At 62.9% G+C, this 25980-nt stretch carries 30 protein-coding genes and 1 riboswitch; of the genes, 13 read left to right on the top strand and 17 right to left on the bottom strand.

The window, feature by feature from the left end; genetic code table 11:
• Positions 1 to 302 precede the first annotated feature (302 nt).
• From tam to ACSQ3I_RS23480, 3 genes are read right to left on the bottom strand one after another with little or no spacing between them, the layout of a single operon-like run.
• Positions 303 to 1073 (bottom strand): trans-aconitate 2-methyltransferase, encoded by a 771-nt coding sequence (gene tam / locus ACSQ3I_RS23490; RefSeq protein WP_436002941.1) that lies wholly within the window; start codon positions 1071 to 1073, stop codon positions 303 to 305.
• A gap of 20 nt (positions 1074 to 1093) precedes the next feature.
• Positions 1094 to 1744 (bottom strand): haloacid dehalogenase type II, encoded by a 651-nt coding sequence (locus tag ACSQ3I_RS23485; protein ID WP_436002940.1) that lies wholly within the window; start codon positions 1742 to 1744, stop codon positions 1094 to 1096.
• A gap of 10 nt (positions 1745 to 1754) precedes the next feature.
• Complete coding sequence (locus tag ACSQ3I_RS23480) at positions 1755 to 2795, bottom strand: zinc-dependent alcohol dehydrogenase family protein (protein ID WP_436002938.1); 1041 nt, start codon at positions 2793 to 2795, stop codon at positions 1755 to 1757.
• Positions 2796 to 3030: 235 nt separating this feature from the next.
• On the opposite strand from ACSQ3I_RS23480, the gene ACSQ3I_RS23475 reads away from it, so the two are divergent.
• Complete coding sequence (locus ACSQ3I_RS23475; protein ID WP_436002936.1) at positions 3031 to 3915, top strand: branched-chain amino acid aminotransferase; 885 nt, start codon at positions 3031 to 3033, stop codon at positions 3913 to 3915.
• A 36-nt stretch (positions 3916 to 3951) separates the two neighbouring features.
• On the opposite strand, the gene ACSQ3I_RS23470 is transcribed toward ACSQ3I_RS23475, so the two are convergent.
• Complete coding sequence (locus ACSQ3I_RS23470) at positions 3952 to 4281, bottom strand: hypothetical protein (protein ID WP_436002934.1); 330 nt, start codon at positions 4279 to 4281, stop codon at positions 3952 to 3954.
• Between the two features lie 225 nt (positions 4282 to 4506).
• Here ACSQ3I_RS23470 and ACSQ3I_RS23465 point away from each other — a divergent pair, with 225 nt between their 5' ends.
• Together ACSQ3I_RS23465 and ACSQ3I_RS23460 are read left to right on the top strand one after the other, a co-directional pair.
• On the top strand, positions 4507 to 5109 hold the full coding sequence (locus ACSQ3I_RS23465; protein ID WP_436002932.1) for a superoxide dismutase: 603 nt from the start codon (positions 4507 to 4509) through the stop codon (positions 5107 to 5109).
• Between the two features lie 112 nt (positions 5110 to 5221).
• The gene (locus ACSQ3I_RS23460; RefSeq protein ID WP_436002930.1) at positions 5222 to 6079 is read left to right on the top strand and encodes a metallophosphoesterase; all 858 of its coding nucleotides are present in this window, start codon (positions 5222 to 5224) and stop codon (positions 6077 to 6079) included.
• A 251-nt stretch (positions 6080 to 6330) separates the two neighbouring features.
• Here the strand turns inward: ACSQ3I_RS23460 and ACSQ3I_RS23455 are convergent, their stop codons facing one another.
• The gene (locus ACSQ3I_RS23455; protein ID WP_436002928.1) at positions 6331 to 7023 is read right to left on the bottom strand and encodes a helix-turn-helix transcriptional regulator; all 693 of its coding nucleotides are present in this window, start codon (positions 7021 to 7023) and stop codon (positions 6331 to 6333) included.
• Positions 7024 to 7157: 134 nt separating this feature from the next.
• On the opposite strand from ACSQ3I_RS23455, the gene ACSQ3I_RS23450 reads away from it, so the two are divergent.
• The 6 genes from ACSQ3I_RS23450 (at position 7158) to ACSQ3I_RS23425 (ending at position 11311) form a co-directional block, all read left to right on the top strand.
• On the top strand, positions 7158 to 7799 hold the full coding sequence (locus tag ACSQ3I_RS23450; RefSeq protein WP_436002925.1) for a LysE family translocator: 642 nt from the start codon (positions 7158 to 7160) through the stop codon (positions 7797 to 7799).
• Positions 7800 to 8014: 215 nt separating this feature from the next.
• The gene (locus tag ACSQ3I_RS23445) at positions 8015 to 8452 is read left to right on the top strand and encodes a c-type cytochrome (protein WP_436002923.1); all 438 of its coding nucleotides are present in this window, start codon (positions 8015 to 8017) and stop codon (positions 8450 to 8452) included.
• 162 nt (positions 8453 to 8614) lie between these two features.
• The gene (locus tag ACSQ3I_RS23440; RefSeq protein ID WP_436002921.1) at positions 8615 to 9529 is read left to right on the top strand and encodes a c-type cytochrome; all 915 of its coding nucleotides are present in this window, start codon (positions 8615 to 8617) and stop codon (positions 9527 to 9529) included.
• Between the two features lie 82 nt (positions 9530 to 9611).
• Positions 9612 to 9827, top strand: a riboswitch (cobalamin riboswitch).
• Between the two features lie 183 nt (positions 9828 to 10010).
• Positions 10011 to 10199 (top strand): CbtB domain-containing protein, encoded by a 189-nt coding sequence (locus tag ACSQ3I_RS23435; protein WP_436002919.1) that lies wholly within the window; start codon positions 10011 to 10013, stop codon positions 10197 to 10199.
• 15 nt (positions 10200 to 10214) lie between these two features.
• Positions 10215 to 10955, top strand: a complete 741-nt coding sequence (locus tag ACSQ3I_RS23430) for a CbtA family protein (RefSeq protein WP_436002917.1) — start codon at positions 10215 to 10217, stop codon at positions 10953 to 10955.
• A complete protein-coding gene (locus ACSQ3I_RS23425) occupies positions 10952 to 11311 on the top strand; it encodes a hypothetical protein (protein WP_436002915.1) in 360 nt (119 codons plus the stop codon). The genes ACSQ3I_RS23430 and ACSQ3I_RS23425 overlap by 4 nt, the downstream gene beginning before the upstream one ends.
• Before the next feature lie 35 nt (positions 11312 to 11346).
• Here the strand turns inward: ACSQ3I_RS23425 and ACSQ3I_RS23420 are convergent, their stop codons facing one another.
• The 8 genes from ACSQ3I_RS23420 to ACSQ3I_RS23385 form a co-directional block, all read right to left on the bottom strand.
• Positions 11347 to 11919 (bottom strand): type 1 glutamine amidotransferase family protein, encoded by a 573-nt coding sequence (locus tag ACSQ3I_RS23420; protein WP_436002913.1) that lies wholly within the window; start codon positions 11917 to 11919, stop codon positions 11347 to 11349.
• 25 nt (positions 11920 to 11944) lie between these two features.
• Entirely contained in the window at positions 11945 to 12433 is a 489-nt protein-coding gene (locus ACSQ3I_RS23415) for an N-acetyltransferase family protein (RefSeq protein ID WP_436002911.1), read from the bottom strand.
• 216 nt (positions 12434 to 12649) lie between these two features.
• Positions 12650 to 13075, bottom strand: a complete 426-nt coding sequence (locus tag ACSQ3I_RS23410) for a MerR family transcriptional regulator (RefSeq protein ID WP_436002909.1) — start codon at positions 13073 to 13075, stop codon at positions 12650 to 12652.
• Between the two features lie 116 nt (positions 13076 to 13191).
• On the bottom strand, positions 13192 to 13665 hold the full coding sequence (locus ACSQ3I_RS23405; protein ID WP_436002907.1) for a hypothetical protein: 474 nt from the start codon (positions 13663 to 13665) through the stop codon (positions 13192 to 13194).
• A gap of 116 nt (positions 13666 to 13781) precedes the next feature.
• Entirely contained in the window at positions 13782 to 14129 is a 348-nt protein-coding gene (locus ACSQ3I_RS23400) for a hypothetical protein (RefSeq protein WP_436002905.1), read from the bottom strand.
• A gap of 178 nt (positions 14130 to 14307) precedes the next feature.
• Positions 14308 to 14823, bottom strand: coding sequence for a hypothetical protein (locus ACSQ3I_RS23395; protein ID WP_436002903.1), 516 nt, complete (start codon positions 14821 to 14823; stop codon positions 14308 to 14310).
• 127 nt (positions 14824 to 14950) lie between these two features.
• Positions 14951 to 17059, bottom strand: coding sequence for a S9 family peptidase (locus ACSQ3I_RS23390; protein ID WP_436002901.1), 2109 nt, complete (start codon positions 17057 to 17059; stop codon positions 14951 to 14953).
• Positions 17060 to 17197: 138 nt separating this feature from the next.
• Positions 17198 to 18394, bottom strand: a complete 1197-nt coding sequence (locus ACSQ3I_RS23385) for a DUF4214 domain-containing protein (protein ID WP_436002899.1) — start codon at positions 18392 to 18394, stop codon at positions 17198 to 17200.
• 202 nt (positions 18395 to 18596) lie between these two features.
• On the opposite strand from ACSQ3I_RS23385, the gene ACSQ3I_RS23380 reads away from it, so the two are divergent.
• Positions 18597 to 18986: a DUF930 domain-containing protein gene (locus ACSQ3I_RS23380; protein ID WP_436002897.1), complete on the top strand. Its 390-nt coding sequence runs from the start codon at positions 18597 to 18599 to the stop codon at positions 18984 to 18986.
• 92 nt (positions 18987 to 19078) lie between these two features.
• Positions 19079 to 19816, top strand: coding sequence for a polysaccharide deacetylase family protein (locus ACSQ3I_RS23375; RefSeq protein ID WP_436002895.1), 738 nt, complete (start codon positions 19079 to 19081; stop codon positions 19814 to 19816).
• 207 nt (positions 19817 to 20023) lie between these two features.
• On the opposite strand, the gene ACSQ3I_RS23370 is transcribed toward ACSQ3I_RS23375, so the two are convergent.
• The 3 genes from ACSQ3I_RS23370 to ACSQ3I_RS23360 form a co-directional block, all read right to left on the bottom strand.
• Positions 20024 to 21268 carry an NAD(P)/FAD-dependent oxidoreductase gene (locus tag ACSQ3I_RS23370; RefSeq protein ID WP_436002893.1) on the bottom strand — a complete coding sequence of 415 codons (1245 nt, stop codon included), beginning with the start codon at positions 21266 to 21268 and terminating at the stop codon, positions 20024 to 20026.
• 34 nt (positions 21269 to 21302) lie between these two features.
• A complete protein-coding gene (locus ACSQ3I_RS23365) occupies positions 21303 to 22439 on the bottom strand; it encodes an AI-2E family transporter (protein ID WP_436002891.1) in 1137 nt (378 codons plus the stop codon).
• Between the two features lie 93 nt (positions 22440 to 22532).
• Positions 22533 to 23444, bottom strand: coding sequence for a VOC family protein (locus ACSQ3I_RS23360; RefSeq protein WP_436003039.1), 912 nt, complete (start codon positions 23442 to 23444; stop codon positions 22533 to 22535).
• A gap of 239 nt (positions 23445 to 23683) precedes the next feature.
• Here ACSQ3I_RS23360 and ACSQ3I_RS23355 point away from each other — a divergent pair, with 239 nt between their 5' ends.
• Positions 23684 to 24094, top strand: a complete 411-nt coding sequence (locus ACSQ3I_RS23355) for a universal stress protein (RefSeq protein WP_436002889.1) — start codon at positions 23684 to 23686, stop codon at positions 24092 to 24094.
• A gap of 10 nt (positions 24095 to 24104) precedes the next feature.
• Positions 24105 to 24425, top strand: coding sequence for a TraR/DksA family transcriptional regulator (locus ACSQ3I_RS23350; protein ID WP_436002887.1), 321 nt, complete (start codon positions 24105 to 24107; stop codon positions 24423 to 24425).
• A gap of 146 nt (positions 24426 to 24571) precedes the next feature.
• On the opposite strand, the gene ACSQ3I_RS23345 is transcribed toward ACSQ3I_RS23350, so the two are convergent.
• Positions 24572 to 25942: a hypothetical protein gene (locus tag ACSQ3I_RS23345; RefSeq protein WP_436002885.1), complete on the bottom strand. Its 1371-nt coding sequence runs from the start codon at positions 25940 to 25942 to the stop codon at positions 24572 to 24574.
• Between the last annotated feature and the right edge of the window lie 38 nt (positions 25943 to 25980).

Genomic DNA, 25980 nt, shown 5'->3' with positions numbered 1-25980 from the left:
GAAGGGGATGTGCCACACCGTTTCTGCCCCGTTCAACGCGGCGTTTGGATGGAATGAGAGGGCGCCGCCTGCCCCTTCTCCCCTCGGGGAGAAGGTCGCGGCAGCGGGATGAGGGGGGTGCCACACGGTAAAAATTTCTGCCGTATATCGCCCCCTCATCCGACCCTTCGGGCCACCTTCTCCCCGAGGGGAGAAGGGGAAAGGCGACGTTGCGCGAGGCACGTCTCCCCTCTCCCCGTTCTACGGGGAGAGGGTTAGGGTGAGGGGCAAGCCACTCAGCGCGAGGGCCAAGCCACAACGCTCTACTTCTTCACTGCCACCAAGAAGAACCGCGGAAACAGCAGCAGGCATTTCCCGTCTTCCTGCGGCGGGTAGGCTTCGGCGATATGCGCTTGATAGGCAGCGAGGAATTGTTCGCGGTGCTTCTCGCCGACAGCATCGAGATAGGGGCGGAGCCCCGTCGCCTTGACCCATTCGACGATCGCCGCCGCATCGTCCATCGGATGGCGGTAGACGGTGTGCCAGAGGTTCAGCCCGGCGAGTTTCGACGACAGGCGTTCGTAATAGGTGATCGGCTGCGGCAGGCTCGGCCGGCGCAGGCTGCGGCCTTCGAATTCGGCGGCCCAGGGGCCGTCGTGCAGCGTCGCCTCCATTGCCTTGTGTGAGGGTTCGGCGAGGTTGTCCGGCATCTGCACCGCCAGCACGCCGCCCGGCGTCAGGTGGTCGAGAAGCCGGTCCATGACGTCGATATGGTCCGGCAGCCATTGCAGCACGGCATTGGCAAACAGCACGTCGACAGGTTCCGCCGGGCTCCAGCTGGCGATATCGGCCTGTTCGAAACTCAGGGCCGGCAAGCGCTTGCGGGCGGCCTCCAGCATGTTGGCGTCGCTGTCGACGCCGCGGATCGCGGCAGCGGGAAAGCGCTCGGCCAGAAGTTCGGTGGAATTGCCGGGGCCGCAGCCGAGATCCACGGCGGTGGTCACCGCGTCATGATGGATTTCCGCCAGCAGGTCGCGCGCCGGCTGGGTGCGTTCTTCCTCGAATTTCAGATATTGTGATGCCGACCAGGCCATGCCGTCCTCTTTGTTTCCCGTTACAAGGCGTCGAGCGACGGCAATATCAGGGACGGGCCGTAATCGCCATATTCGTCGGGCAGATTATTGCGGTTGATCCAGACGGTGCGGAAACCAAATTTGGTTGCTCCAGCGACGTCCCAGCGGTTCGACGACTGGAAGGAAACGGCTTGCGGATAGAGCCGATAGGCTGTCGTCACCAGTTCGTAGACGGCCGGCGCCGTCTTGAAGGTTTTCACCGCATCGACGGAGAAGATGTCGTCGATGACCGTCTCCAGCGCCGAATTGGCGACGGCGGCGGAAAGCATCTGCGGCGAGCCGTTGGAGAGGATCGCGACGCGCGCACCGCGTGCCTTCAGTCCTTTCAGCACTGCGGGCACCTCCGGATAGCAGTCGAGCGTCCAGTAGGCGTCGAGCAAGTCGGCACGCAACGATGGATCGACGCTTTTCACCCGCGCAAAACTGTAGTCGAGCGCCTGTTCGGTCAGCGCCCAGAAATCGGCGTAAGCGCCCATCAGCGAACGCACCCAGGAATATTCCAGCTGCTTGGCCCGCCAGATCTCGGAAAAAAGCTGGTAGTCCGGCCCGGCCCGGCCGGCATGGCGGCGCACTGCCGCATGCACGTCGAACAGCGTGCCGTAGGCATCGAAGACGTAGGCGGACTGGCTCATGATCTGTGCCTCAGAAGCGGGTGATGACGCTGATGCCGATATCGGTGGCGGTATCCATCGCCATCAGCGCCGGCACCGCTTCGTCCAGGCTCACATGGCGGCCGACCAGTTTTTGCGGCGCCAGCTTGCCGGTTTCCAGCATGTCCATCAGCGCGTCGTAGCGCCAGGCCTGCATGCCGTGGCTACCGTAGATCTCCAGTTCGTAGGCCAGTACCTCGCCCATCGGGATGGCCGGCGTCGCGTGGTCGGCGAGCATCAGCCCCACCTGGATGTGCCGGCCGCGGCGGCGCAGGTTGCGGATCGAGTTGACGCAGGTGGCGGTATGGCCGAGCGCGTCGATGGAGACATGCGCGCCGCCCTTGGTGATCTCCTTCACCGCCTCGGCGACATTGGCCGTCGCCCCCGCATGGATGGTCGCCACGGCGCCGAGCGAACGGGCGAAGGCGAGCTTTTCCTCGGTGATGTCGATGGCGATGACGTTGGCGCCCTGCGCCGTGGCGATCATGATCGCCGAAAGTCCGATGCCGCCGCAGCCATGCACCGCCACCCACTCGCCGGGCTTGGTGCGGCCCTGGTCGACGACGGCGCGGAAGGAGGTGACGAAGCGGCAGCCGAGGCTTGCCGCCGTGGCGTAATCGAGATTGTCGGGCAGGTGGACCAGATTGAGGTCGGCATAGGGGATCGCCACATATTCGGCAAACGAACCCCAGTGGGTGAAGCCCGGCTGGAACTGGTTGGGGCAGACCTGCTGGTTGCCGGAATGGCACTCGCTGCAATGGCCGCAGCCGGAAACGAAGGGCACCGTCACCCGGTCGCCGACCTTGAAGCGCATGACGCCCTTGCCGACTGCCGAGACAGTGCCGGCGAACTCGTGCCCCGGCACGTGCGGCAGCACGATGTCGGCATCATGGCCGATCCAGCCGTGCCAGTCGCTGCGGCACAGCCCCGTCGCTTCCACCTTGATGACGACGCCGCCCTCGGCAGGCGTCGGGTCGGGCAGGGTGCGGATCTCGGGCGTTTCGCCGAAGCGTTCGAAATACATGGCTTTCATCGGGCAATCCTCTTTTTCTGCGCCGGATGATGGCATGGCGCAAGCATCGCCAAAAGGCTCGCATCCATGAATATTTGTGATGCACCTATTCGGCAAGCGTTTGTTTTCACGCAAAATTCCTGCAAGCGTCGACGATTTTCGGACAGTTTGTTGCCAAGTGTCGGCGCGCGGCTTTTTTGGCTTGACCGGGCTGACCGGCGGGCGTTGATAACAAACAAGAACAAAGGAGAGCATCATGCCCGTCAACACCGCTGCCCCCACACCCACCTGGACTTATGTCGATGGCGAATGGCTCGCCGGCAATCCGCCGCTGATCGGGCCGACCTCGCATGCCATGTGGCTGGGCTCGACGGTGTTTGACGGCGGCCGCTGGTTCGATGGCATCGCGCCCGACCTCGACCTGCATTGCCAGCGCATCAACCGCTCGGCGGTGGCCATGGGCATGAACCCGGTCAAGACGGCGGAAGAGATCGAAAAACTCGCCTGGGAAGGCATTTCGAAGTTCGACGGCAAGACGGCGATCTACATCAAGCCGATGTATTGGGCCGAGCATGGCCGCTACGGCGTCGTCGCCCCCGATCCGGAGTCCACCCGCTTCGCCTTGTGCCTGTTCGAAGCGCCGATGAACACCGCCAAGCCCAGCCGCCTCACCGTCTCGCCCTTCCGCCGCCCGACGCCGGAAAGCGCCATGACGACGGCCAAGACCGGCAGCCTCTACCCCAACAATGGCCGCATGTTGACGGAAGCCGTCGGTCGCGGCTTCGACAATGCGCTGGTGCGCGACATGAACGGCAACGTCGCCGAAACCGCCACCTCCAACGTCTTCATGGTCAAGGACGGCGCCGTCTACACGCCGGCGATCAACTACACCTTCCTCGCCGGCATCACCCGCGCCCGCATCATCGGCCTGTTGAAGCAGGCCGGTTTCGAGGTGCACGAGGCGACGTTGACGGTCGACGATTTCCTCGGCGCCGACGAAGTGTTCATGACCGGCAACTATTCCAAGGTCGCGCCGGTAACCCAGATCGACAGCCGCAGCTATCAGGAAGGCCCGATCACCCGCAAGGCGCTCGACCTCTACATGGACTGGGCCTACGGCCGCTCCGGCAACGAGGAATAAGCCGGCAGGGGCGCGCCGGCCCCTGCCGGACGCGCCTCACTTCTTCTTCGGCACCGTCACCTTGATGACGTCGCTGCCGAGTTCGCTGCCGATCTCGACCTTCTTCGTCTTCTTGTCGTAGACGCAGATGACGGCGGCCTGCTGGCCCTTGGTCGATTTCAGCTCACCGCTCACCACCGCAAGGCCAAAGCTTTCGCTGCCGAAGGGATCGACTGCCACCTTGCCGGTCTTGAACGATGCCTTGGCGGCCTCGATGCACTTGGCTTTCACATCGGCTGCGAGTTCGGCCCAGGCATCGTCCGACGAGGCATGGGCGGCACCGGCTGCGGCAGCCATGAAAAGGGTAAGGGCAAGAGCGGTTTTCATCAGGGGCGTCCTTCGTCATGTCCTTGGCCGGAGGGCCGGAACGGGGCGTTGCGGATCGCCCAGCAATGCGGTTTTTCTGCGATTCTGGCCAGCGTGCCGGGGAGTTGAATTTTCCTTGACGGTGTTGATTTTTGGCATTTCTCCGGTTGCCACGTGCCCCATCCGCTCCTATGTTCCCGCACGACTGACCTCAGTTAGGCCTCTGCCAATAAGGGAGATTAAACCATGGCTTTCGAACTTCCGCCGCTGCCGTATGACTACGAAGCTCTTGCCCCCTTCATGTCGAAGGAGACGCTCGAATATCACCACGACAAGCACCACAAGGCTTACGTCGACAACGGCAACAAGCTCGCCGCGGAAGCCGGTCTTGCCGATCTCTCCCTCGAAGAGGTCGTGAAGAAGTCCTTCGGCACCCATGCCGGCCTGTTCAACAATGCTGCCCAGCACTACAACCACATCCATTTCTGGAAGTGGATGAAGAAGGACGGCGGCGGCAACAAGCTGCCGGGCAAGCTGGAAGCTGCCTTCAATTCCGACCTCGGCGGTTACGACAAGTTCAAGGCTGACTTCGTTGCTGCCGGCACGACCCAGTTCGGCTCCGGCTGGGCCTGGGTTTCCGTCAAGAACGGCAAGCTCGAAATTTCCAAGACCCCGAACGGCGAAAACCCGCTGGTTCACGGCGGCTCGCCGATCCTCGGCGTCGACGTCTGGGAACATTCCTATTACATCGACTACCGCAACGCGCGTCCGAAGTACCTCGAAGCCTTCGTCGACAGCCTGATCAACTGGGACTACGTCCTGGAAATGTACGAAGCTGCCGCCAAGTAATCTGGTGTCAGCATCCCGCTTGCAGCACCCGGCGTTCGAAAGAGCGCCGGGTGTTTCGTTTGCGGGGTTCTTCTGTCACAATCGTGTTAATCAACAACCCTAAGCACGCCGGATGACCCTGACAGATCAGCCTCTTTTTCGCTTCGGCGTCCTTGCCGACCCGCAATATGCCGCCATTCCCCCGCATGTCGGCATGAACCGCTACTATGCCAACAGTCTCGAAAAACTGTCGGCGGCAATCGACGTCTTCAACGGCGAGGAGCTGGCCTTCGTCGTCACACTCGGCGACATCATCGACCGCTCCTTCCGGAGTTTTGACGATATCCTGCCTGTCTACGACAGGCTGAAGGCGCCAAGCCGCTTGCTGCTCGGCAACCACGATTTTTCAGTCTCGGCAGAGCGCCTTGAATCCGTCGTCGGTCGGCTCGGGTTGGAGGACAGCTATTACGATTTCAAGGTCGGCAGCTTCCGCTTCATTGCGCTGAACGGCAACGAGGTCAGCCTGTTTGCGCCGGGCGAAGGCGATGCCCACCGGGCGCTGGCCGCCAGCCATCTCGCGGTGCTGAAGGCAGAAGGCGCCGCCAACGCCCAGACGTGGAACGGCGCGCTGAGCGACACGCAGTTCGCCTGGCTGGAAGTGACTTTGCGCGCGGCCAAGGCGGCCGGCGAAACGGTGATCATCCTCAATCACTACCCGGTCTATCCGCCGAACGAGCACAATCTCTGGGATTTTGCCCGCGTTCTGGAACTGATCGAAGCCTACGACAACGTTCCGGCCTATTTCTGCGGCCACAACCACGCCGGCAATTTCGGCGAGCACGGCGGCTGCGCCTTCGTCACCTTCAAGGGCATGGTCGATACGCCCGACGAAAACACCTTTGCCATCGTCGACGTTTATGAGGACCGGCTGGAGATCCGCGGTTTCGGCCGCGAGGAAAGCCGTACGCTGCCGTTGCCTGTTCCGGTCTGATCCGGTCCCCTGTCTCTTCCGCGGGGGCAGGGCTATCGCAGATGGAATGAAAGGGTGCCGCCTGCCCCTTCTCCCCTTGGGGAGAAGGTCGCGGCAGCGGGATGAGGGGGTGCTACACGGCGCGACCTGTCTATCTGGCTCCCCCTCATCCGACCCTTCGGGCCACCTTCTCCCCGCGGGGGAGAAGGGGAAAGGGGCGATGTCGCGTCATATGCGAAAGCCCTGCCGTCAGGGGGCAGATGGCTCGAAGGTTAGGATGAGGGGCGCGCCGACCAGTTGCTCGTCCACAATTCACGCAAACTGTTGCCTTCGCCAAGGAAAAACTCGTCGAGTGCTGCACATTCTTCCACGCGGTCGGCGCGGAAATTGCGGATGGCGCGGCGCAGTTCGCACCACGCGACGATGACGGCGGTGGCCGAATAATAGATCAGCGCCAGTGGCCGGATTTTACGTTCGGTGGCGTTGCCCAGTTCGTCGCGGTAGTCGAGCAGCAATTTGCGTTCGTCGCGGATCGCGTGCCTGACGAGGCCGAGATCGATCCCGTCGGGGGCTGGTGCGACCGAGCCCCAGGCATGCAGGGCGTTGCGGTCGAGCACCTGCCGCAGCGGGCCGGGCACGGCGGCGGCGATCTTGGCGTTGACGCCCTTGGCCGCCTGTTTCAGCGCCTGGTCGGCGGTGCGTTCCAGCAGCGCCAGCGACAGAACGATGGCCTCCATCTCCTCGATCGAAAACATCAGCGGCGGCAGGTCGAAGCCGGGGCGCAGGATGTAGCCGATGCCGCGCCCGCCCTCGATCGGCACTCGCATCGCCTGCAGTGCTGCGATGTCGCGGTAGATCGAGCGCGGCGTCACCTCCAGCGCCGCACCGATCTCCGCCGCCGTTACCGGCTTTTTCGCCAGCCGCAGGATCTGGATGATCTCGAAGAGGCGGGATGCCTTGCGCATCGGCGTTTCCTTGTCTGCCAATCCATCACAACTGACACAGCCCTGTCAGTTGCCCTTGCGTATAGAGCCATCCAAGCAATTGAAAAACAAGCGCGATGAAAAATCCTCGCGCCAACGGATGGACACTTCCTGACATGGATTACGTCGATAACCTCTGGCTTTTCCTCGTTCTGCTCTTCGGCATCATCATCGTGCCCGGGTTGGACATGCTGTTCGTCATGGCCAATGCGCTGACCAACGGCCGCAGTGCCGGTTTTGCGGCGACTGGCGGCATCATGGCGGGCGGTGCGGTGCATACGCTCTACGGCGCGCTCGGCGCCGGCTTGATCGCCCGCTGGCTGCCGTGGCTTTTCGTGCCGATGCTGGTCGCCGGCGCCGCCTACATGATCTGGATCGGTTATACGCTGATGCGCAGCTCGATCACCGTCGATGCCGTCGGCCGCAGCGACAGCCGCTCGCTGCGCACCGCCTTCCGCCAGGGCGCGCTCACCTGCCTGATCAATCCCAAGGCCTATATGTTCGTGCTCGCCGTCTATCCGCAGTTCGTCCGGCCGGAATACGGCCCGGTCTGGCAGCAGGCGCTGGTGATGGGGGTGATGACGGCGCTGATGCAGCTTCTCGTCTACGGTGCCGTGGCGCTGGCTGCCGGCAAGAGCCGCGATGCGCTGATCGCCAATCCGGCCGCGACAATCCTTGTCGGGCGCGGCGCCGGTCTGCTGCTTGTCGTCGTTGCCGTCGTCATGCTCTGGCAGAGTATCGGCGGCCATTTCGCTTGAGCGGCGGTTGACGTGCAGTGCAAAAGAAAAAGTTGAAAGTAAAAATCATATTTTTAACATGGCTTGGAAAGCAATGTCCGTGGTGGTGACCGGATGATGACGGACGGTGAAGAAAAAAATCACTCTTTTGTTACTCCAATCGGTGCTATTTCCTGTAATCATACCAATCGCTAGACGCGAATGGCCATTCAGGCCGGCAGCACGGGAGAAGACAGATGAAATTGAGACTGATCGCCACCGCGGCCATTCTTGCCACGCTCGGGTTAAGTTCGGCTTTTGCCGTCGGCACCCACGAGGATCGCGAAGCCATCATGAAGAAGGTCGGCGGCGCCACCGGCGCACTCGCCGCCATCGCCAAGGGCGAGAAGCCCTACGATGCCGAAGCGATCAAGACGGCGCTGTCGACCATTTCCGAAAACGCCAAGGCCTTCCCGGACCAGTTCCCGCCGGGTTCGGAAACCGGCGACAAGGCTGCAAGCCCGAAGATCTGGGAGACCTTTGACGACTTCAAGGCGAAGTCGCTGAAACTGTCGGCCGATGCCGATGCGGTTCTGGCGCAGTTGCCGGCCGATGCCGCCGGTGTCGGCGCGGCGCTCAAGACGCTCGGCGCCAATTGCGGCGGCTGTCATCAGGTCTATCGCATCAAGGAATAATTCCTGGCGATAGACCGCGCCCGCTTCGGCGCCGGGTAGCAAAAGAAACGGTGCATCTCCGGCGAACCCGTTCCGCCGGAGATGCACCGCGCACGCGTCGCCCGAGAGGGGCGGCGCGATTTCCATTCGTGACAAGTTCGCTCAAGACAAGGAGGAAACGCCATGTTCGCCAGACTGATCCGCATCCTGCTCTGTCTGATCGGCCTGGGCGTGATCGGCGCCGTGGCGTTTTACTTCGTCACCGCCCCGTCGCCGCAGCCGGACGAGCACTGGGCCGGATTGGGCGATCCCGACCTCGCCAACGGCGAACGAATCTTCTGGGCCGGCGGCTGCGTCAGCTGTCATGCGGCCAAGGGTGCGGAGGGCGAAGCGCAGCTGGTACTGTCCGGTGGGCTGCCGCTCGCCAGCCCCTTCGGCACCTTCCACGTGCCGAATATCTCGCCGGACGAAACGGCGGGCATCGGCGGCTGGACGCTGGCGCAGTTCGGCAATGCCATGACCCGCGGTGTCGGCCGCAACGGCGAACATCTCTACCCGTCCTTTCCCTACGGCTCCTATGCCCGCATGACGGCGAAGGACATCAACGACCTCTTCGGCTACATCCGCACCCTGCCGAAAAGCACCAATGTCGCGCCGCCGCATGACCTGCCTTTTCCGTTCAACATTCGCTTGTCGCTCGGCGGCTGGAAGTTCCTCTATTTCACCGACGGGCCGCGCGTGACACTGGCGTCCACCGACGACAAGGTGAAGCGCGGGCAATATCTGGTCGAGGGGCCGGGGCATTGCGGCGAATGCCACACGCCGCGCGATCCGATGGGCGGTTTCGTGCCCGACCAATGGCTCGCCGGCGCGCCCAATCCGGAAGGCGAGGGGCGCATACCCAACATCACGCCCGGCTCGAAGAGCATCGGCGAATGGAGCGAGGCCGATATCGCCACCTATCTCGAAACCGGCTTCACCCCGGATTTCGATTCGGTCGGCGGCTCGATGGTCGAGGTGCAGAAGAATATGGCGCGCCTGCCGGCGGAGGACCGCGAGGCGATTGCTGCTTATCTCAAGGCTGTTCCTTCGCGGTGAGTTTGCCCGGTGGCGTACCTATCTGCATGCCGTCGCTTAGATCACCACTGCATCCATATTGACACACCGTTCCTTGGCGGCGATAGTTGTTGCTCTTGATGGTTCCCTTGAGGCTAAGCCTCGGGGATGAAAAGGGAATGCGCTAGGGACGACCCAAAGGGGGCCTGAAGCGTGGCTGCCCCCGCAACTGTACGCGGCGAGTCGTGGATCGAAAAAGCCACTGGTGAGGACACCGGGAAGGCGAGGTTCAGGACAAAGACCTGCGAGCCAGGAGACCTGCCATCATGGAGATCCGAACCGGGCGGGGTGTCCTGGAAATTGGAGTTGATGGTGTGGATGGCGTCGCCGGAAGGGTCGCTGCCGCATATGGCTTCAGCTTTCCTGCCCCTTCACGATAGGATCGACATCGGTTCGCCCTGGCCGCGCGTCGTCGGTCGGGCATGGCTTTTCAGCGGCGCACGATATCGGAGAGGGTCGATACATGTCTGTTCAGCAAAACGCTTCCACCACGATTGCAGCTTCCGGCGCCAAGGCCGGCACGGTCGTCCAGTCGGCCATGGCCATCTGCCTTGGCCTGTTCGTCGTCGGCTTCGTCGGTTTCTCGCATGTCGAGATCGTCCACAACGCGGCACACGACACGCGCCACGCCAATGCATTCCCCTGCCACTGAGGTCATGGTTTCATCATGTCGGTTTTCCGATCCATTGTCTTTACCTCGGTCCTGACCGGGCTGATCGTCGGCGTCGCCGTCAGCGCCGTCCAGCATTTCGGCACCACGCCGCTCATTCTCCAGGCCGAAACCTACGAGAACGCGGCACCTGCCCATAATCATGAAGCGGCCACACCGACGACCGGCCAGGAAACGGCTGCTGCAACGCCGGCAACCACCGAGGCCGCTCCGGCTGAGGAAGAAGCCTGGGGACCGGCCGACGGTGCCGAACGCTTCCTCTATACGACGGCTGCCAACATCCTGACGGCCATCGGTTATGCGCTGGTGCTCACCGGCCTCTTCAGCCTGCGGTCGAAGACGGTCGATTGGCGCGAGGGCCTGCTCTGGGGTCTCGGCGGTTTTGCCGCCGTCATGCTGGCGCCGATGCTCGGCCTGCCGCCGGAACTGCCGGGAACGCCGGCCGCGCCGCTGTTCGACCGCCAGGTCTGGTGGATCGGCACGGTCGCTGCCACCGCCGCCGGCCTTGCCCTGATCGCCTTCCAGCGCAAGCCCTGGGCTGCCGTGCTGGGGATCGTGCTGATCGCCGCGCCGCATATCATCGGCGCACCGGCGATGCCCGAGGGCGAAACGGCGCTGGCGCCGGCCGTTCTGGAACATCGCTTCATCGTCGCCGCCGTGGTTTCGAGCTTTATCTTCTGGGCGCTGCTCGGCTCCATCGGCGGTAGCCTCTACCGGCGCTTCGAGGCTTCGGCTTGACGGCAGGGCAATTCCAGCAAGGCCGCCCGGCGACCCTGCACCCGGAATTGCCTGACAGCAATGCGCCGGAGCATTTTTGCGATGCTCCGGTTGCCACCTGGCGGGGCGATATCGATGCCCTGCAATTCACCGCTGCCGGTCATGGCGGCGTCTGCATGATCCACCGGCTCGCCTTTCGCAGCCTTGTCGGGCGCATGCCGGAAAGCGACGATTGTCTCGCCTATTTTTCGGCGCATGCGAAAAATTTCGCCGCTGCCGCCCGGCAGAAGATCGCCGCCCAGACCATTCAACCCGGCCGCAATTTCCATCTGAACAGCCGCGATATTCGCCGCGCTCTCGCCGGTCCGTCTTCCTGAAATTGTTTCGCCACGCCGATCATGGCGAACATCGATCAGTTCGCAGCGTGCTCCCGGCCGAACAGCGCCAGATAATCCTCCATATCCTGGCTGCCGTGCCCGAGTGCGCGTAAAATTTCGGCGGTAAAACTGATCGGCGCCGTGCCTGGGGCCGTGATGATCATGCGGTCGCTGACGGCGGCCGGCTGGTCACGGTAAAAGGCTTGGCCGCGATAGGCCGGGCTGTTGGCGAGGAGAGCGGCTTCGTTGCTGGTATGGGCAACCTCGTTCAGCACGCCGGCCCGGGCAAGCGCCAGCGTGCCGGCGCAGATGCCGGCCACCAGCTTGCCGGCTTGCGCAAAGGCGCGGATGGTCGCGCCGAGATCGGGTGCCTCGTCCGTCTGCCAGATTTCGCCGCCGCAGACGATCAGGCCGGCATGGGCCTGCGGATCAAGCCGCTCCACGGCGTGCTCGGGCATCACGCGGATGCCACCCATCGAGGTGACCGGTTGGGCGCCCGGCGAGGCGACGGTAAAGGTGAGGCCGAAGGAGGAGCGCCCCTCGGCCATCAGCAACGCCACCTCCCAATCCGCATAACGGTCCGTCAGCGCAATCGCCAGTTTCGTCATGGTCTTTCCTCCGTAAACGCTGGGTTCAGGCGATCGCCTGCAGGAAGCGCATGCCGGTCACCGGCTGCGGCTTGAAATCCATGTGTTCGTAGAAGCGGTGGGCGACAAAATTGCCGGTCGCCGCCGCCACCGAAAGATAGTCGCAGCCGGCATTCCTGGCGTGGTCGCGGGCGCGGGAGACGAGGTGTTCGCCGATGCCGTGGCCGCGATGGCCGTTGCGGACGAAGAGATGGTGCAGGTCCATGCCGCGCTTGCCTTCCTGCGCCCTGTAAAGCGGCACGAGGATGGCGTAACCGATCAGTTCGCCGGCGGCCTCGGCCACCAGCGCGTGAATCCACGGCAGCGGGCCGAACAGGTCGCGCTCCAGGCATTCCGGGGTGATCTGTGCCGCGTCGCCGTGATGGGCGGCAAGCAGGGTGATCATCTCGTTGAGTGCGGGCAGGTCGCGCGGCTTGGCGGCGCGGATGGTGACGACCGCCGGTCGCGGGATGGTGAGATCTATATCTTCGGTCATGGCTTCCTTCTTTCTTGCGGTTTGACCGCCAGGACGCCGTTTCCCTAGAAAAACAAAAGCCGCCCTGGTGGCGGCTTGTTTGACATGATCAATCAGCCGCTCCTATCGGAACAGCCAAAAATACGAGCATACGTGGTGCGAGATCGTGATCATGGCGGAGAAGATTCCTCGAATCGCCGCACTTGTCAAGCCGCCTTCTTTTCTCCCCTGCCGGCATCAGGCCGGCGGATGATCGCCCTCGCAAAGACCGTGGTCGGAAAGGGCGCGGATGACGTAACAATCGCCGATCGTATGCCCTTCGCAATGGGAGACGATGCGTTCCAGTTCCTGTTCCAGCTTCTGCAGCCGGGCGATGCGCTGGCGCACGGACGCCAGATGGCTGGCGGCGATCCGGTCGGCGCCGTCACAGGCCTGCTCGGGGTGGTGGCTCAGGCGGATGAGTTCGCGGATTTCGTCGATCGACAGGCCAAGGTCGCGGGCATGGCGGATGAAGGCGAGCCGTTCGAGATCGGCCTTGCCGTAGCGCCGCTGGTTGCCTTCCGACCGCTCCGGCGCCGAGATCAGCGCCATTTGTTCGTAGTAGCGGATGGTCGGCACTTTGACGCCGGTCCTGCGCGAGAGATCGCCGATCGACAGGTTCATCCTGATCCTCCAAAGCTATAGTTTCTGGAGGGATTAGATAATCGCTTGTCGCTGGAAAGCAAGAGAGGCGGCCGGATGCCGGCCGCCTCTCTGGTCTGGGCAGGGAAATGGAGGGGTCAGAGGCTGGCGCTGCTTTCCTTGGCGTTGCCGGTCTCTTCGATACCGTTCTGTCGCAGGATCGCTTCGCGGATTTCCGCTTCCAGCGCCTCGCGCTCTTCGGTGGACATGGCGGCGACATCGTCCTCGGTCAGGCCGCGGTCCTCAAGGAATTGGGCGCGGATCTTTTCACCGAGGGTCATCGATGCCCATTCGTGCAGCTCGTCGAGCAGCGTATCGCGTGCGCTGGTCGCGCCGGTGCTGGCGGTCACGGTGCCGCCGGCATTGTCATCGTCGCCGGATTGCTGGCTGTCCAAGTTCCACAGCGCCTGAGATAGGGCGGGGGCGGGAACCGTTTCGCTACCGGTGATCGAGGCGACGGAAGAACGCGACCGGCTCCCCTGGCTGTCGTCCTGCTGCGTGCTCGGAGCGAGCAGGCTGTCGAGGGGCAGCGCGCGCGAATACATCACGAGGCCGTTGTTCAAAACCTTCATGCTGAAAATCCCTACAAGAATAACTGTCGATTGAAAAAAAGATGCGGCTTCATGCCGCCCAACTGCGGGGTGCTCAATCCCACAGACAAATCAGCCGCCCGGAGGGGCGGCTGGCATCATGCGTAAAGCAGTTCGTGTTCGACCGTATCGTCTTCATCGAGATAGAGCGCGTTGACGCGTGCCATCGTATCGTGATGATCGGCATCGACTTCGTCCGAGCCGTGCAGGCTTCCGGGCGCTGCAAATCCGTTGGTGCCGGCCGGCTTGCGGCCGCCGTCAAGCGCCCATAGCGCGCCGGACAGGGTAGAGGAAAGCAGCGTGCTGCTTCCAACCTGCGGGGAAAAGGACGGGTTACGAACGGGCGCGGTGGTCTGCGTCGGCGCGGCTTCATCCGCATCGACGGCTGGCTTCTGAAACCTGCCCTGATCGTAGTAATAGCCCTGGAGGCCACTCTCGATTCGCATTGTTTTTTCTCGCCATTAATAATGATTAACGAATAGTTAACCGCCGAAGCTTGCGCGAAGCTTGCGTGCTTGCATGGACCCAGCTTGAAAACCCGTGGCTTTCAGGGGGTGGCGGATGCGAATCGGTGGATTGTTTCTCTAGCGTGCCGAGCTTGCGTGGGGCGGTGTCCAACGACCTCTAGAGATAACGGTCGATCTTCGCGGTGGTGATCCGCTGGTTGTTGCGGTACCAGGGGTCCTCGGTGAAGAAGACCGGTTCCTGCGGTTCCCAGCCGCTGCAGGTGAAATCGGACTGGCGGGCGAAAAAGGCGACGAAGTCTTCCTCGTCGGTCCAGCGCGCGATCGGCTTGCCGGGATAAGTACCATCAAGGATGTCGCAGAGAATGATGCCGCCGCCCTGTCGGATCAGGCCGTGGCCGCAAAAATCCCGATGGAATTCGTGAATGAAGCCTTCGTCGTTCCTGGAGGCCATGAGCTTGGCCCAGAGCCGCCGCGCCCGCGTTTCGCCGAATGGGCGTCGTGAAAGCTTGTCGCGCAGTTCTTCGCGCCGTCGGTCCATTTCTTCTTCGGTGATGGTGACGACGGGGCCGTGGGGCTGCCGCTGCAGGCGGCCCTGCCGCGCCTGCCAGAAAATCATCACGAAGACGCCGACGATCACGCCGAGGCAGATCAGCGGAATGATGGTGGCGGCCATGGTGGGTTCCAGCGCAAAACGGATTGGCCCGCTATTGTCGCTCTTTCCCGCCAGTCTGCAAGCATCCGTTTTGCCGGGGCTGGCGCCGCAGGCGAAAACGCCTGCGGCGGGTCGGTGAGGCCGGCCCTTACATCTTGCCGGCGACCTTGATGGCGAAGGCGTATTCGAAGGCGACTTCCTCCAGCCGCTGGAAGCGGCCGGCCGCGCCGCCATGGCCGGCATCCATGTTGGTGCGCAGCAGGATCGGTGCCGTGCCGGTGGTCAGTTCGCGCAACCGCGCCACCCATTTCGCCGGCTCCCAGTAGGTGACGCGCGGATCGGTGAGGCCGCCGAGCGCCAGGATCGGTGGATAGGGTTTGGCGCCGACGTTCTCGTACGGGGAGTAGCTGGCGATCCAGCCGTATTCTTCCGTTGAGTCAATCGGGTTACCCCATTCCGGCCATTCCGGCGGGGTAAGGGGCAGGGTGTCGTCCAGCATGGTATTGAGCACATCGACGAAAGGCACGGCGGCGATGAAGGCGGAGAATTTCTCCGGCGCCATGTTGGCCACAGCCCCCATCAGCATTCCGCCCGCCGAACCGCCCTCGGCGACGATCTTGCCGTAGGCGGTGAATTTCTGCTCGTGAAGGTAATCGGCGGCGGAGACGAAGTCCTTGAAGGTATTGGTCTTCTGCTCCATCTTGCCGTTTTCGTACCAGGCAAAACCCTTGTCCTTGCCGCCGCGGATATGGGCGATGGCATAGACGAAACCGCGATCGGCCAGCGACAGGCAATTGGTGTTGAACGAAGCGGGGATGGTGATGCCGTAGGCGCCGTAGCCATAGAGCAGGCAGGGGGCAGAACCGTCCAGCGGCGTATCCTTGCGGTAGAGCAGTGTTACCGGCACCGTCTCGCCGTCCCAGGCGGGCGCGAAGACGCGGCGGGTGACGTAGTCGTCGATATTGTGGCCGGAGGGCACCTGCTGGGTTTTCAGCAAGCTCCGCTCGCGTGTCGCCATGTTGTAGTCGAACAGCTGCGAGGGCGTCGTCATCGAGGAATAGGAGAAGCGGATGACGTCGGTGTCGTATTCGGCGGCACCCTGCAGGCCGAGCGAATAGGCTTCCTCGGCAAAGGCGATGGCGTGTTCCTCGCCGGTTGCCCGGTCGCGGATCATGATCTGCGGCAGTCCGTCCTTGCGCTCCAGCCAGACGAGGTGGCGGGCATAGGCCATGTGGCTGAGGATCAGCTTGCCGGGCGTATGCGGCACGACATCCTTCCAGTTTTCCCGGCCGGGAGCCGTCACCGGCGCCTCGACGATCTTGAAGTCGCCGGCGCCGTCGGCATTGGTGAGGATGTAGAAGACGTCGCCGCCTTCCGTCATCGAATATTCCAGGCCCTCGACGCGCTCAGTGACGAGCTGCGGTTCGGCCAGCAGATCCTTGGTCGAGAGCAGCCGGTATTCGCTGGTCTCATGATCGTGGATGTCGATGTAGATGAAATCGTCGAGCAGCGAACCGCCGACACCCATGAAGAAGCCGGGATCCTCCTCCTCGAAGACCAGCCGGTCGGCCGATTGCGGCTGGCCGACGATGTGGTGGTAGATCTTCGAAGGCCGGTGGTTCTCGTCCTGCAACGTGTAGAAGAAGCTCTTGCCATCGGGCGCCCAGGCGCCGCCACCGCCGGTGTTTTCGATAATATCTGCCAGATCCTCGCCGGTTTCGAGGTTGCGGATGCGCAGGGTGAAATATTCCGAACCCTTGTCGTCGTAACCCCAGAGGCCGTGGCTATGATCGTTGCTGCTGTCGATGCCGGCGAGGCGGAAATAGGCCTTGCCTTCGGCCTCCTTGTCGCCGTCGAGCAGCACCTGCCGGCTGGCCTCGTCCTTGTGGTCGCCGTCGCGCGGGATGCGGAAATAATGCGGCTGCTCACCGCCGGTGACGTAGAAGGTGCCGTAGGCGAACGGACCGTCCTTCACCGGCACCGAGGAATCGTCTTCCTTGATGCGGCCCTTCATCTCGGCGAACAGCACCTTCTGCAGCTCGGCCGTATCGGCCATTGCCGCCTTCATATAGGTGTTTTCGGCTTCCAGATGGGTGCGGATTTCCGGGTCGAGGATCGACGGGTCCTTGAACATCGCCTGCCAGTTGTCGGCGCGCAGCCAGGCATAGTCGTCGGTGCGGGTGATGCCGTGGCGCGTATCCTGCTTCGGCTTCTTCGGGGCGATCGGGGCAGGGGGAAGGGAGTTGAAAATCGACAAACGCGCTCTCCGGCAAATCGTTCTGGATAATCAGCCAGAGATAGAGACAGGCCGGGGAGGGATCAAGGGTGGCCAGCGTCATGGCCGAAAATGACCGGCGCCGGAAAGGCGCCGGGGTGTTGTGCCGAGTGCGGCCTGTCAGCTGTACCAGATGCCTTCCGAAATCACCGGGGCGACGCCGATGACGTTTTCCTGGCTTTCGGAAAAACCGGCCAGGACCTGCGCCCGCGCGGTGCCGTGCTGCAATTCGCCCGTCCAGTAGGCGATGCCAGCGGTCTCGCCTTCGCGGCCGAGCACATTCAGGTAAAGGCGACCGACGAAATCCGTATCGGTGGAATTCGCGCCATAAATGCTGTTGAATTCCTGCGAGCCGACAAAACCGGAGGCGACGTCGATCAGCTTGGTGCCACCGTCCATCGAGTTGATCCAGTAGGACAGGCCGGCGCTGTCGGGGGCGCGGTCGAAGGCCGCCTGGTAGATGCGGTAGGCTTGGCCAGCAACGCCGTCGATGTCGAAGGCGAGCGTGCCTTGCAAGAGGTCGACACGCTCGACCGAATGCAACGTCAGGCGTTCGACGTCGCCGAACTGGATGACCACGGTGGAGCCGGAGATCTCCACGAAGGAGATGTCGAACTTGGTGAAGGGCTTGGTGATGTGGTCGAGCGCCGCGGTGTTGCCGGTCACCGTTTCGGTCCTGGCCGGAAGGCCGGGATCGCTGAATTGGTCGATGCTGGTCGCACCCCAGAAGACGCCGCTCGGCAGCGTGCCGGTGAAGGCTACCTGTCCGAAGGTCTGGGCCTCGATGTCGAATTCGACCACCGTCTTGTTGTAGAAACCGAACAGGCTGTCGGAGGTCTTGGCGAGGCCGAAGAGGTTTGATGGGATGTTGTTGAAGGCGACGGCTTCCGCGCCGTTCTGCAGGTTGATCGACAGCAGGTCCTCGGCGTTCGTCGAGATCACCAGTTCGTTGCGCTGGATGTAGATATCGCCGGCGGAGGTGGAGTTGAAGCCGTCGATACGCGTCGTCGTTCCGGCGCCGATATCGATCTTGTAGATGCTGCTGCCGCCACCGGCATAGAGGCTGCCGTCGGTCGCGAATTCGAGGGCGTTCATACTGCCGGCCGTGAAGGAAAGGACCTTCTGCTCCGTGACGCTGCTGCCGGAGAGGTTCAGCTTATAAAGAGAATCGAACGTGACGGCATACAGTTCGCCGCTCCTGCTGATGGCGATATCGGTATAGGTGTTCGCAGTTTTTGCGAGAACGCTGATCGTGCGATTTGAAAAATCGACCAGTCCCAGTTCCCCCTGGCTCGTCACGAAATAGGCGTTTGCCATCCCAGAAATCCTTTCGTTGATTAAGACGAAAGCCACTTAATGCAGTAAGGTGACAAGACAATATGGTTGCCTTATTTTTGTCGTGACCACATTCTGACCATATTGGTTACTCAGTTCTTGCCCGCCAACCGGCCCCGCTCTGTTGCCGCACCTTTTGGTGTGGCGTCAATTTGACGAATAAAATCAAAAAATTGAGGCATAGATGATCCGAACTCTCACCCTCTCCTCGCAGATGCTGCTCGTGGCTCTCCCTGCGTTTGCCGTCGATGCGCGGATTGCCAGGCAGCTGGAAAAGCTCGATCCCAACACCCGGCTGGAGCAGGCCTGCGATACGGAGGCAATGAACCGGATTTCCGCCGACAAAAGTGATTTCAAACCCGACAAGGTGATTGCCTACACCTTCGCCGAACCGGTTCTTGAGGGCGATTCCATCGCCGCACCCGGCGCCGTCTTCCGCAGTCGCGGCGAGTGGTACCGTCTCTCCTATACCTGTACGACCGGCCCGAAACGCATCAACGTGCGTTCCCTCGATTACGAGATCGGCAAGCTGGTGCCGCATTCCGCCTGGCGGGAGCATTATCTCTACGATTGAGGCCACCGGCCGGCGGCATCAGGCCACATCGCCATCCGCCGGATTTTTGGCTAATACCTCCCTCCAGTCCGCTTTCCCTGGCAGTTTTCCCCATGCGCCTTGCCGTTGTCTCCATGCTTTCCCTTTTTGTCGCCGTACCGGCCGCCATGGCGGCGGAGCGCAGTGCAAACGCGCTGGTAGAACCGCAGCTTCAGCTTGCCGGCAAGGGGCAAGCGGGCACGGTCCGGGTGGCGTTGACCTTCGATGCCTGCATGGGCAAGACAGATTTCCGCATCCTCTCGGCGCTGATCGACGAAAAGATCCCGGCGACACTGTTCGTCACCGCCCGCTGGCTGCGCCACAATCCCGAGGTCGTCGCAGTGATCCGCCAGCATCCCGATCTGTTCGAGATCGAAAACCACGGCCGCAATCATGTTCCGGCCGTCGACCGCCAGACGAAGATTTATGGCATCGCCGCCGCCGGCTCACCGCAGGCTGTGGCCGACGAGGTGGCGGGCGGCGAGGAGGCGATCGTGGCCGCCGGTCTGGCTAAGCCCCACTGGTTCCGCGGGGCGACGGCGAAATACACACCGAGCGCCATCGCCGACGTTCGCAAGATGGGTTACGAGATCGCCGGTTATTCGGTCAACGGCGACGGCGGTTCCCTGCTCGGCGCAGCGCAGGCCGCCAAACGTATTGCCGCGGCCAGGGATGGCGATGTGGTGATCGCCCATATCAACCAGCCGACCCATGCGGCCGGGGAAGGGGTGGTCAAGGGTATCCTGGCATTAAAAGCCCGCGGCGTGACCTTCGTTCGGCTGGCGGACGTGCCGGAGATCGGCACCAACTGAGCCTTGCCTTTGGGAGCGTCAGCAGTGCTATCGCAGATGGAATGAAGGGGTGCCGCCTACCCCTTCTCCCCGCCGGGGAGAAGGTCCCGGCAGGGGGATGAGGGGGCGCCCCACGGCAAAACCTGCCCGTTCCGCTCCCCCCCTCATCCGACCCTTCGGGCCACCTTCTCCCCGCGGGGGAGAAGGGGAAACGGTGACGCCCCGTCGTCAAGGCGCCGGCCGGTCCAGGGCGAAATCCTCGAACCAGGCGGGTTCCTTGCCGGTAACGAAGGCGGCGGCCAGATGCGCTGCCATGTAAGAAAAGGTAATGCCGTTGCCGCCGTAGCCATAGGCGGCGAAGATACGCTTCGTACCGGGCACGCGGCCGATCAGCGGCAGGCCGTCCTCGGTTTCCCCGAAAGCGCCGCACCAGGCATGCGATACGGTTGGATCGGCGGACGGCCAGATGTCCAGCAGCTTTTGCCGCAGGATCTCGATCTTGTGCGGCAGCTTGGTATCACGCTGCTGCGGGTCGGCAATGTCTTCGTCTTCGCCGCCGATGATGATGCGGTTGTCGAAGGTCGTCCGCAGGTAGAGATAGGGTTCGGCCGCTTCCCAGATCAGGCTGCGATCCGGCCAGAGCCGCTCCTGCTGCTGCGGCACCGTGGCGATCGCCCAGCTGGATGCCGTCGAATGCTGTTTCGGCATGACAAAATGCGGCATGACGTAGCCGGTGGCCAGCAGGACGTGGCGGGCCTCGACAACATGCCGCCCGTCCGTCTCGATCACCGCTGTGCCGCCTTCCTCATGGAAATGCGTCGCGGTCGCTTCGACAAGCCGGGCGCCGCGTGAACGGGCGACATTCAGCAGCGCCCAACACAGCATCAGGGGATCGGCCTCGGCCGAACCCGGGGAACGCAGCGCTGCCGGTCGATTGATGCCAAATTGCGATGCGAGTGCGCCGGCGTTCATGTATCGGCTCGGCAGTTCGGCGCGGCGCCGCAATTCGAATTCTTCCGTCAGGATATGCGGCTCCTGCTCCGGACCGGCGACATACAGTGTCGAGCGCGGATGGAAATCGCAGGGGATCGACAGGGAGGAGGCAAGCTGGGCCAGACCGGAGACGGCGGCGAGGCTGCGCCTGTAGATCGCTGCCGCCCGCTCGAAGCCATAAAAAGCCGAGAGTTCCGTTAGCGTGCAGTCGATTTCCCATTGCAGCATGGCGGTACTGGCGGCGGTGCTGCCGAGGCCTGGTTTTTCGCGGTCGATCAGGGCAACGGAGAGGCCGAGCCCGGTCATCCGCTCGGCGGCCAGCGCACCGGTGATGCCGCCGCCGACGATGGCGACATCGACGGCAAAGCTTTCTTGCAGCGTCGCGCCCGGCGGCCGTTGGAGCAAGCCGCCCCAAGGTGATTTGCCGCCGACGAGATCGCGATGCGTCGTGTGCTCGAAACTGAGTTCAGCAGTGCTCAAGGGGTTCTCCCGAGGATGGCTTGGGACCGGTCGTTCAGCCCGGCAGGTTCGGTGTCGACCGGTCTTCCGGCAGCACTTCGTAAAGAATGGTCATGCCGATCAGCGACAACGGCAGGGCGAGCATGGCGCCGACCGCGCCCCACATCCATGTCCAGAAGATGATGGCAACGAAGATGATGAACGGATTGATTTCCAGCCGCTTGCCCATGATCGCCGGCACGACGATGTTTTCCATCACCAGGTGGACGATGAGGAAGGCGACCGCCGGCAGGATGCCGGTCAAAAGGTCGTCATGGGTCAGGATGCCGGCAGCGGCGAGCGCCACGGTCATCAGCGAAAAACCAAGGAAAGGCACGAAGCTCGACAGGAAGGCGAAGACGCCCCAGAGCACCGGCATGGCCAGCCCGCCGGCCCAGGCGATGATCGTGACGATGACACCGAGTGCGGCATAGATCACCGAGGCCGTGGCGAAGTAGAAGCCAAGCGCATCTTCGATGGCATTGAGGATGCGGATGGTGGCCAGTCGCTTTTCGCGGCGGCGGAAGGTCATGATCAGCGCCTTGCGCAGCTGCAGCCGGCCGAGCAGGAACAAAAGCAGCGCGGCAAAAAAGATCATCGCCTGCACCAGCGCCGGCGTCAGGCTGCCGGTGACCACCTGCAACACGCTGCCGGTGTTTTCCAAAAGCTTTTCCATCGACATCGAACCGCCCTGGAACGTCGCGCGCGAGATATGCAGCCATTCGAAGCGCTCGAGGAAAGGCGTGACCCGCTCGATGGCGCTTTCGAGCATCTGCGGCGCGTCCTGTGCAAGCCGTGTCATCGGTTCGGCAAGCGCGTTGACGATGAAGAAAACGGCAGCGGCAAACAGGCTGGAAAGGGAGAAAGCGCTGACAAGCGGCGACACACCGAGTTTGTGCAGCTTGTCGGCGGCAAAACCGAGGATGAGGCCGACGACGACGGCGAGCGTGATCGGCATCAGCACCGCGGCCATGATGTAGACGACGGCCAGCGACAGAAGCACAAAGATGCCGATGATCGACCAGGTCACCGCCAGGTCCAGCCCGTCCTTGGCGATATGCACCTGGATCTGCGGCGGCGTATCGCCGGCACCGTTGCGTGCAATCTCGGCCAGTTCCTGAATGTGGCCGGGACGGTCTATCTGATATGCCATGGCTGCAGCCCCCTGTCGTCGGCGTATTAACGCACGAAGCCCGCGCCGGTTCCGGCACGGGCTTCACGAGGGTCGTCCAGGCGAAAGCGGCGATCAGGCGGCCAGTTTGAGGCCGATGCCCCACGGGTCCTTCAGCGACCAGACGCCGTTGTCCCGGGTCGCCTTGATCTCCAGCTCGTCCAGCTTGGCGACGGCCTTCTCAAGCGCTGCCGCATCGTTGAATTGCAGCGTGTAGTCGGAAAGGCCGGACATGGCCTCCGTGCGGGCCTGGGCGCCGCGGCTGTTCCAGATATTGGCGGCGACATGGTGGTGATAACCGCCGGTGGCGAAGAAGCTGGCGCCCGGATAGGTCGCCATGATCTTCAGCCCGAGCACGTCGCGATAGAAGCGGTCGGCTTCCGGGATGTTGCCGACCTGCAGGTGGATGTGGCCGATCGCCGTGCCATCGACCATGCCGTTCCAGGTGTCCGTCGGTGCACTGTCATAGAGCGCCTGCAGGTCGAGGCGGTGGGTCGCCATCTCGACGGTGCCGTCGGTGTGGAAGGTCCAATCGCCGTGCGGCCGGTCGGCATAGATTTCGATGCCGTTGCCTTCCGGGTCGGAGAGGTAGATGGCTTCGCTGACCAGATGATCGGAGGCGCCGTCGAGTTGGACGTTGTTGTGGGCGGCATGGCGCAGCCAGCGGGCAAGTTCGGTGCGGCTGGGCATCAGGAAGGCGGTGTGGAACAGGCCGGGCGCGGTGCGCGGCGCGCGACGGATGTCGCCGCCGGTGGTCAGCGTCAGGAAGGGTTGGCCCTCGGTGCCGAGCACTTCGCCGCTGGCGGTCTTTTCCAGCACCTTCAGCCCGAGCATGGTCTGGTAATAGGCAGAGACCGTCGGCAGGTCGGTGACGGAAAGATGCGAGTGGCCGACATAGGCCGGGCGGGTCAATGCGTAGGATACCGGTGTGTCGGTCATGGAAGTGTCTCCTGCCTGTGCGGCCTTGCCGGTTCCGGCGGCAAGCATGCCGGCGGCTGCGAGACCCAAGAAATTCCGCCTGTCGAGATCGTTCATCATCTTCCCCCGCTGGACGTGTCTTCCCCTATATGGACCGCCGACATTGTTCATGAAAGCCTCTGTTTTGGCGATTTACCGTCAACGCCACGTTTACAATCGCCGGGTCGATCTTGATCGAGATCAAGGCGGGCAGGGCAAGCCGGGCGCATGCATTGGGCGATCAAGAACGATCACAAGAAGGAGGCAGCATGTACAAGAAAATCCTGGTGCCGGTGGATGTCAGCGTGCTGGAGCGCGGCGAAAAGACCCTGCTTTTGGCATCGACGCTGTTGGAGGTCGGCGGCGACATCGTCCTGCTCGGCGTCGTCGAGGGCCTGCCGAGCTATCTGTCCATCGACGTACCGGTACAGCTGATCGAAGCAGGCATCCGCGAGGTCAAGGAAAAGCTGACGGCGCTGCAGGCCAAGACGGCCGTTTCCGCGCGCATCGAGGTGCGTTGCGGCGCACCGGCGACGGAAATCCTGGCTGCCGCGAAGGAGCATGGCGCCGACCTGATCGTCATCGCCTCGCACACGCCCGACTTCACCAATTATTTCCTCGGCGCCACGGCCGACCGGGTGGTACGCCATGCCACCTGCTCGGTGCTGGTCGACCGGTAAGGGGAAACCGATGAGCACGCCCGACTACGAGCAGATCCTGCGCCAGCGCCAACGCGAACTTTTCCGCCGCCTGCACCGGATCGAAGAGGATTTCGAAACGCCGCGCAATCCCGATGACGACGACCGTGCTTTGGAGCGCAGCAACGACGAGGTGCTGGAAGAGCTTGGCCAGGCCGGCCAGACGGAGCTTCGCGCCATCGATGCCGCCTTGGCTCGTCTCGCCGAGGGCCGCTTCGGCACCTGCACGCGCTGCGGCCAGCCGATCTCGCCGGCGCGACTGGCGGCTGTGCCCTACACGCCCTTCTGCGAGGCATGCAGCCGGGAGGTCTGATCCCTCTCGGGTGCGGTCTTGGAGCGCCTAGCAAAACCTCGTGGGGTCGGCTTGCCGGTGCTTTCCGCCACTCGCTTCGTCGCCAATCCTCGCCAGAGACGAAAATCCCGCGGCAATCCTCCGCCCAGAGGTTTTGTCAGGCGCTCCTATTCGGCCTCGTTTTCGGCGGCATTGTCGCTGTCGAAGGCCTGGTCGATAGCCGTTATCGTATCGGTACCAAACGTGCCGTCGACGGTGCCGGCAAACTCGCCGGCTTCCTTCAACCGCCGCTGGATATCGACGCGGAATTCCTTCGGCCAGGTAATGGTCGGCTTGGCAAGCTCGTCCTTGGCGGCCTGTTCGCCGGCGCGCAACGCCGTCATCATCAATTCGGCCGCCTTGACGCCATCCAGCGGCACGCCATGGCCTTCGGCATACAGGAAGGCCAGATTGAAATGGGCAAGCGCCTGGTCCTTGGCGATCGCCTGCTGGTAATAATCGACGGCTTTGGCGTAATCCAGCGGTACGCCGGTGCCGAGATCGTACATCGCGCCCATGTTGTTGAGCGCTTCGGGATCGCCGAGTTCAGCCGCCCTGCGATACCACTTGATCGCTTCGTCGACGTTCTTCTCCAGGCCTTCGCCCTCGTCATAGGCATAACCGATGGCGTTCATCGACGCGGCCTCGCCGCCATCGGCCGCCTTCTGGTGCCATTCGATCGATTTCTTCAGATTGTCGCCGACATCCTTCTTGTCACCGAGCACGAAGGCGAGATGGCTCATGGCGGGGACATAACCCTTTTCCGCCGCGGCCTGGTACCACTTGATCGCCTCGTCGTCATTTTCCTCGACGAGGTCGCCCTGATCGTAGATGTCGCCGAGTTCGTCCATGATCTTCGGATCGCCGAAACCGGCCGCCGTGCGGAACAGGGCCACCGCGGTGTTGCTGTCCTGCTCCACGCCGGTACCGTCGCGATAGGCGAGCGCCAGCGCGTAGATTGCCGGCGGGAATTTGGCGTTTGCGGCGATCTGGAAGTTTTCCACCGCCTTGCGCGTGTCCGCGGTGATGCCGAGCCCGTCGCGATAGGCAACACCGAGATTGTAGCTGGCAATCGGCAGGCCGGTTTTCGCAGCGGCGTCATAAAGTTTCACCGCCCGGCCCAGATCGGGAGACCCGCCGGCCGACAGCAATTCGCCCAGCTGGTTGCTGGCGATCGCATAACCCCCGTCCGATGCCTTGGTGAAAGCGTTGACGGCATCGCCGATCCGCTTGGCAGCAAGATAGGCGCGGCCGAGCTGGAAGCTGTAGCGCAGTTCGCCGGAGGCCGATTTGATGGCCGCCTCGCAGGCCGACACGGCCTTCTTGGCATCAATGACCTCGGTTTCGACACCGACGATGCCGGCGGGCTTTTTCGGATCCAGCGCACTGGCGGCATAACGGTCGCAATCGGCACCGTCATCGGCGGCTATCGCTGGCAGGCTGGTGCCGAGGGCAAGCAGCAGGGCAAGGCTGGAGGTGGAAAGCGACGGTCGGCGCATGGATGATCCTTTGTTTTCGGAGGAGACCGATTCCTGTC

It is taken from the genome of Rhizobium sp. LjRoot30, from assembly GCF_964253915.1.
Lineage (GTDB): Bacteria > Pseudomonadota > Alphaproteobacteria > Rhizobiales > Rhizobiaceae > Metarhizobium.
The sequence above is the reverse complement of the archived record's forward strand: the minus strand, read 5'-3'. Positions and strand labels throughout refer to the sequence as shown.

Excerpts from the sequence above, each read along its gene's own strand:
- tam (WP_436002941.1), bottom strand. The coding sequence starts at position 1,073 with ATGGCCTGGTCGGCATCACAATATCTGAAATTCGAGGAAGAACGCACC.
- ACSQ3I_RS23485 (WP_436002940.1), bottom strand. The coding sequence starts at position 1,744 with ATGAGCCAGTCCGCCTACGTCTTCGATGCCTACGGCACGCTGTTCGAC.
- ACSQ3I_RS23480 (WP_436002938.1), bottom strand. The coding sequence starts at position 2,795 with ATGAAAGCCATGTATTTCGAACGCTTCGGCGAAACGCCCGAGATCCGC.
- ACSQ3I_RS23475 (WP_436002936.1), top strand. The coding sequence starts at position 3,031 with ATGCCCGTCAACACCGCTGCCCCCACACCCACCTGGACTTATGTCGAT.
- ACSQ3I_RS23470 (WP_436002934.1), bottom strand. The coding sequence starts at position 4,281 with ATGAAAACCGCTCTTGCCCTTACCCTTTTCATGGCTGCCGCAGCCGGT.
- ACSQ3I_RS23465 (WP_436002932.1), top strand. The coding sequence starts at position 4,507 with ATGGCTTTCGAACTTCCGCCGCTGCCGTATGACTACGAAGCTCTTGCC.
- ACSQ3I_RS23460 (WP_436002930.1), top strand. The coding sequence starts at position 5,222 with ATGACCCTGACAGATCAGCCTCTTTTTCGCTTCGGCGTCCTTGCCGAC.
- ACSQ3I_RS23455 (WP_436002928.1), bottom strand. The coding sequence starts at position 7,023 with ATGCGCAAGGCATCCCGCCTCTTCGAGATCATCCAGATCCTGCGGCTG.
- ACSQ3I_RS23450 (WP_436002925.1), top strand. The coding sequence starts at position 7,158 with ATGGATTACGTCGATAACCTCTGGCTTTTCCTCGTTCTGCTCTTCGGC.
- ACSQ3I_RS23445 (WP_436002923.1), top strand. The coding sequence starts at position 8,015 with ATGAAATTGAGACTGATCGCCACCGCGGCCATTCTTGCCACGCTCGGG.
- ACSQ3I_RS23440 (WP_436002921.1), top strand. The coding sequence starts at position 8,615 with ATGTTCGCCAGACTGATCCGCATCCTGCTCTGTCTGATCGGCCTGGGC.
- ACSQ3I_RS23435 (WP_436002919.1), top strand. The coding sequence starts at position 10,011 with ATGTCTGTTCAGCAAAACGCTTCCACCACGATTGCAGCTTCCGGCGCC.
- ACSQ3I_RS23430 (WP_436002917.1), top strand. The coding sequence starts at position 10,215 with ATGTCGGTTTTCCGATCCATTGTCTTTACCTCGGTCCTGACCGGGCTG.
- ACSQ3I_RS23420 (WP_436002913.1), bottom strand. The coding sequence starts at position 11,919 with ATGACGAAACTGGCGATTGCGCTGACGGACCGTTATGCGGATTGGGAG.
- ACSQ3I_RS23415 (WP_436002911.1), bottom strand. The coding sequence starts at position 12,433 with ATGACCGAAGATATAGATCTCACCATCCCGCGACCGGCGGTCGTCACC.
- ACSQ3I_RS23410 (WP_436002909.1), bottom strand. The coding sequence starts at position 13,075 with ATGAACCTGTCGATCGGCGATCTCTCGCGCAGGACCGGCGTCAAAGTG.
- ACSQ3I_RS23405 (WP_436002907.1), bottom strand. The coding sequence starts at position 13,665 with ATGAAGGTTTTGAACAACGGCCTCGTGATGTATTCGCGCGCGCTGCCC.
- ACSQ3I_RS23400 (WP_436002905.1), bottom strand. The coding sequence starts at position 14,129 with ATGCGAATCGAGAGTGGCCTCCAGGGCTATTACTACGATCAGGGCAGG.
- ACSQ3I_RS23395 (WP_436002903.1), bottom strand. The coding sequence starts at position 14,823 with ATGGCCGCCACCATCATTCCGCTGATCTGCCTCGGCGTGATCGTCGGC.
- ACSQ3I_RS23385 (WP_436002899.1), bottom strand. The coding sequence starts at position 18,394 with ATGGCAAACGCCTATTTCGTGACGAGCCAGGGGGAACTGGGACTGGTC.
- ACSQ3I_RS23380 (WP_436002897.1), top strand. The coding sequence starts at position 18,597 with ATGATCCGAACTCTCACCCTCTCCTCGCAGATGCTGCTCGTGGCTCTC.
- ACSQ3I_RS23375 (WP_436002895.1), top strand. The coding sequence starts at position 19,079 with ATGCGCCTTGCCGTTGTCTCCATGCTTTCCCTTTTTGTCGCCGTACCG.
- ACSQ3I_RS23365 (WP_436002891.1), bottom strand. The coding sequence starts at position 22,439 with ATGGCATATCAGATAGACCGTCCCGGCCACATTCAGGAACTGGCCGAG.
- ACSQ3I_RS23360 (WP_436003039.1), bottom strand. The coding sequence starts at position 23,444 with ATGCTTGCCGCCGGAACCGGCAAGGCCGCACAGGCAGGAGACACTTCC.
- ACSQ3I_RS23355 (WP_436002889.1), top strand. The coding sequence starts at position 23,684 with ATGTACAAGAAAATCCTGGTGCCGGTGGATGTCAGCGTGCTGGAGCGC.
- ACSQ3I_RS23350 (WP_436002887.1), top strand. The coding sequence starts at position 24,105 with ATGAGCACGCCCGACTACGAGCAGATCCTGCGCCAGCGCCAACGCGAA.
- ACSQ3I_RS23345 (WP_436002885.1), bottom strand. The coding sequence starts at position 25,942 with ATGCGCCGACCGTCGCTTTCCACCTCCAGCCTTGCCCTGCTGCTTGCC.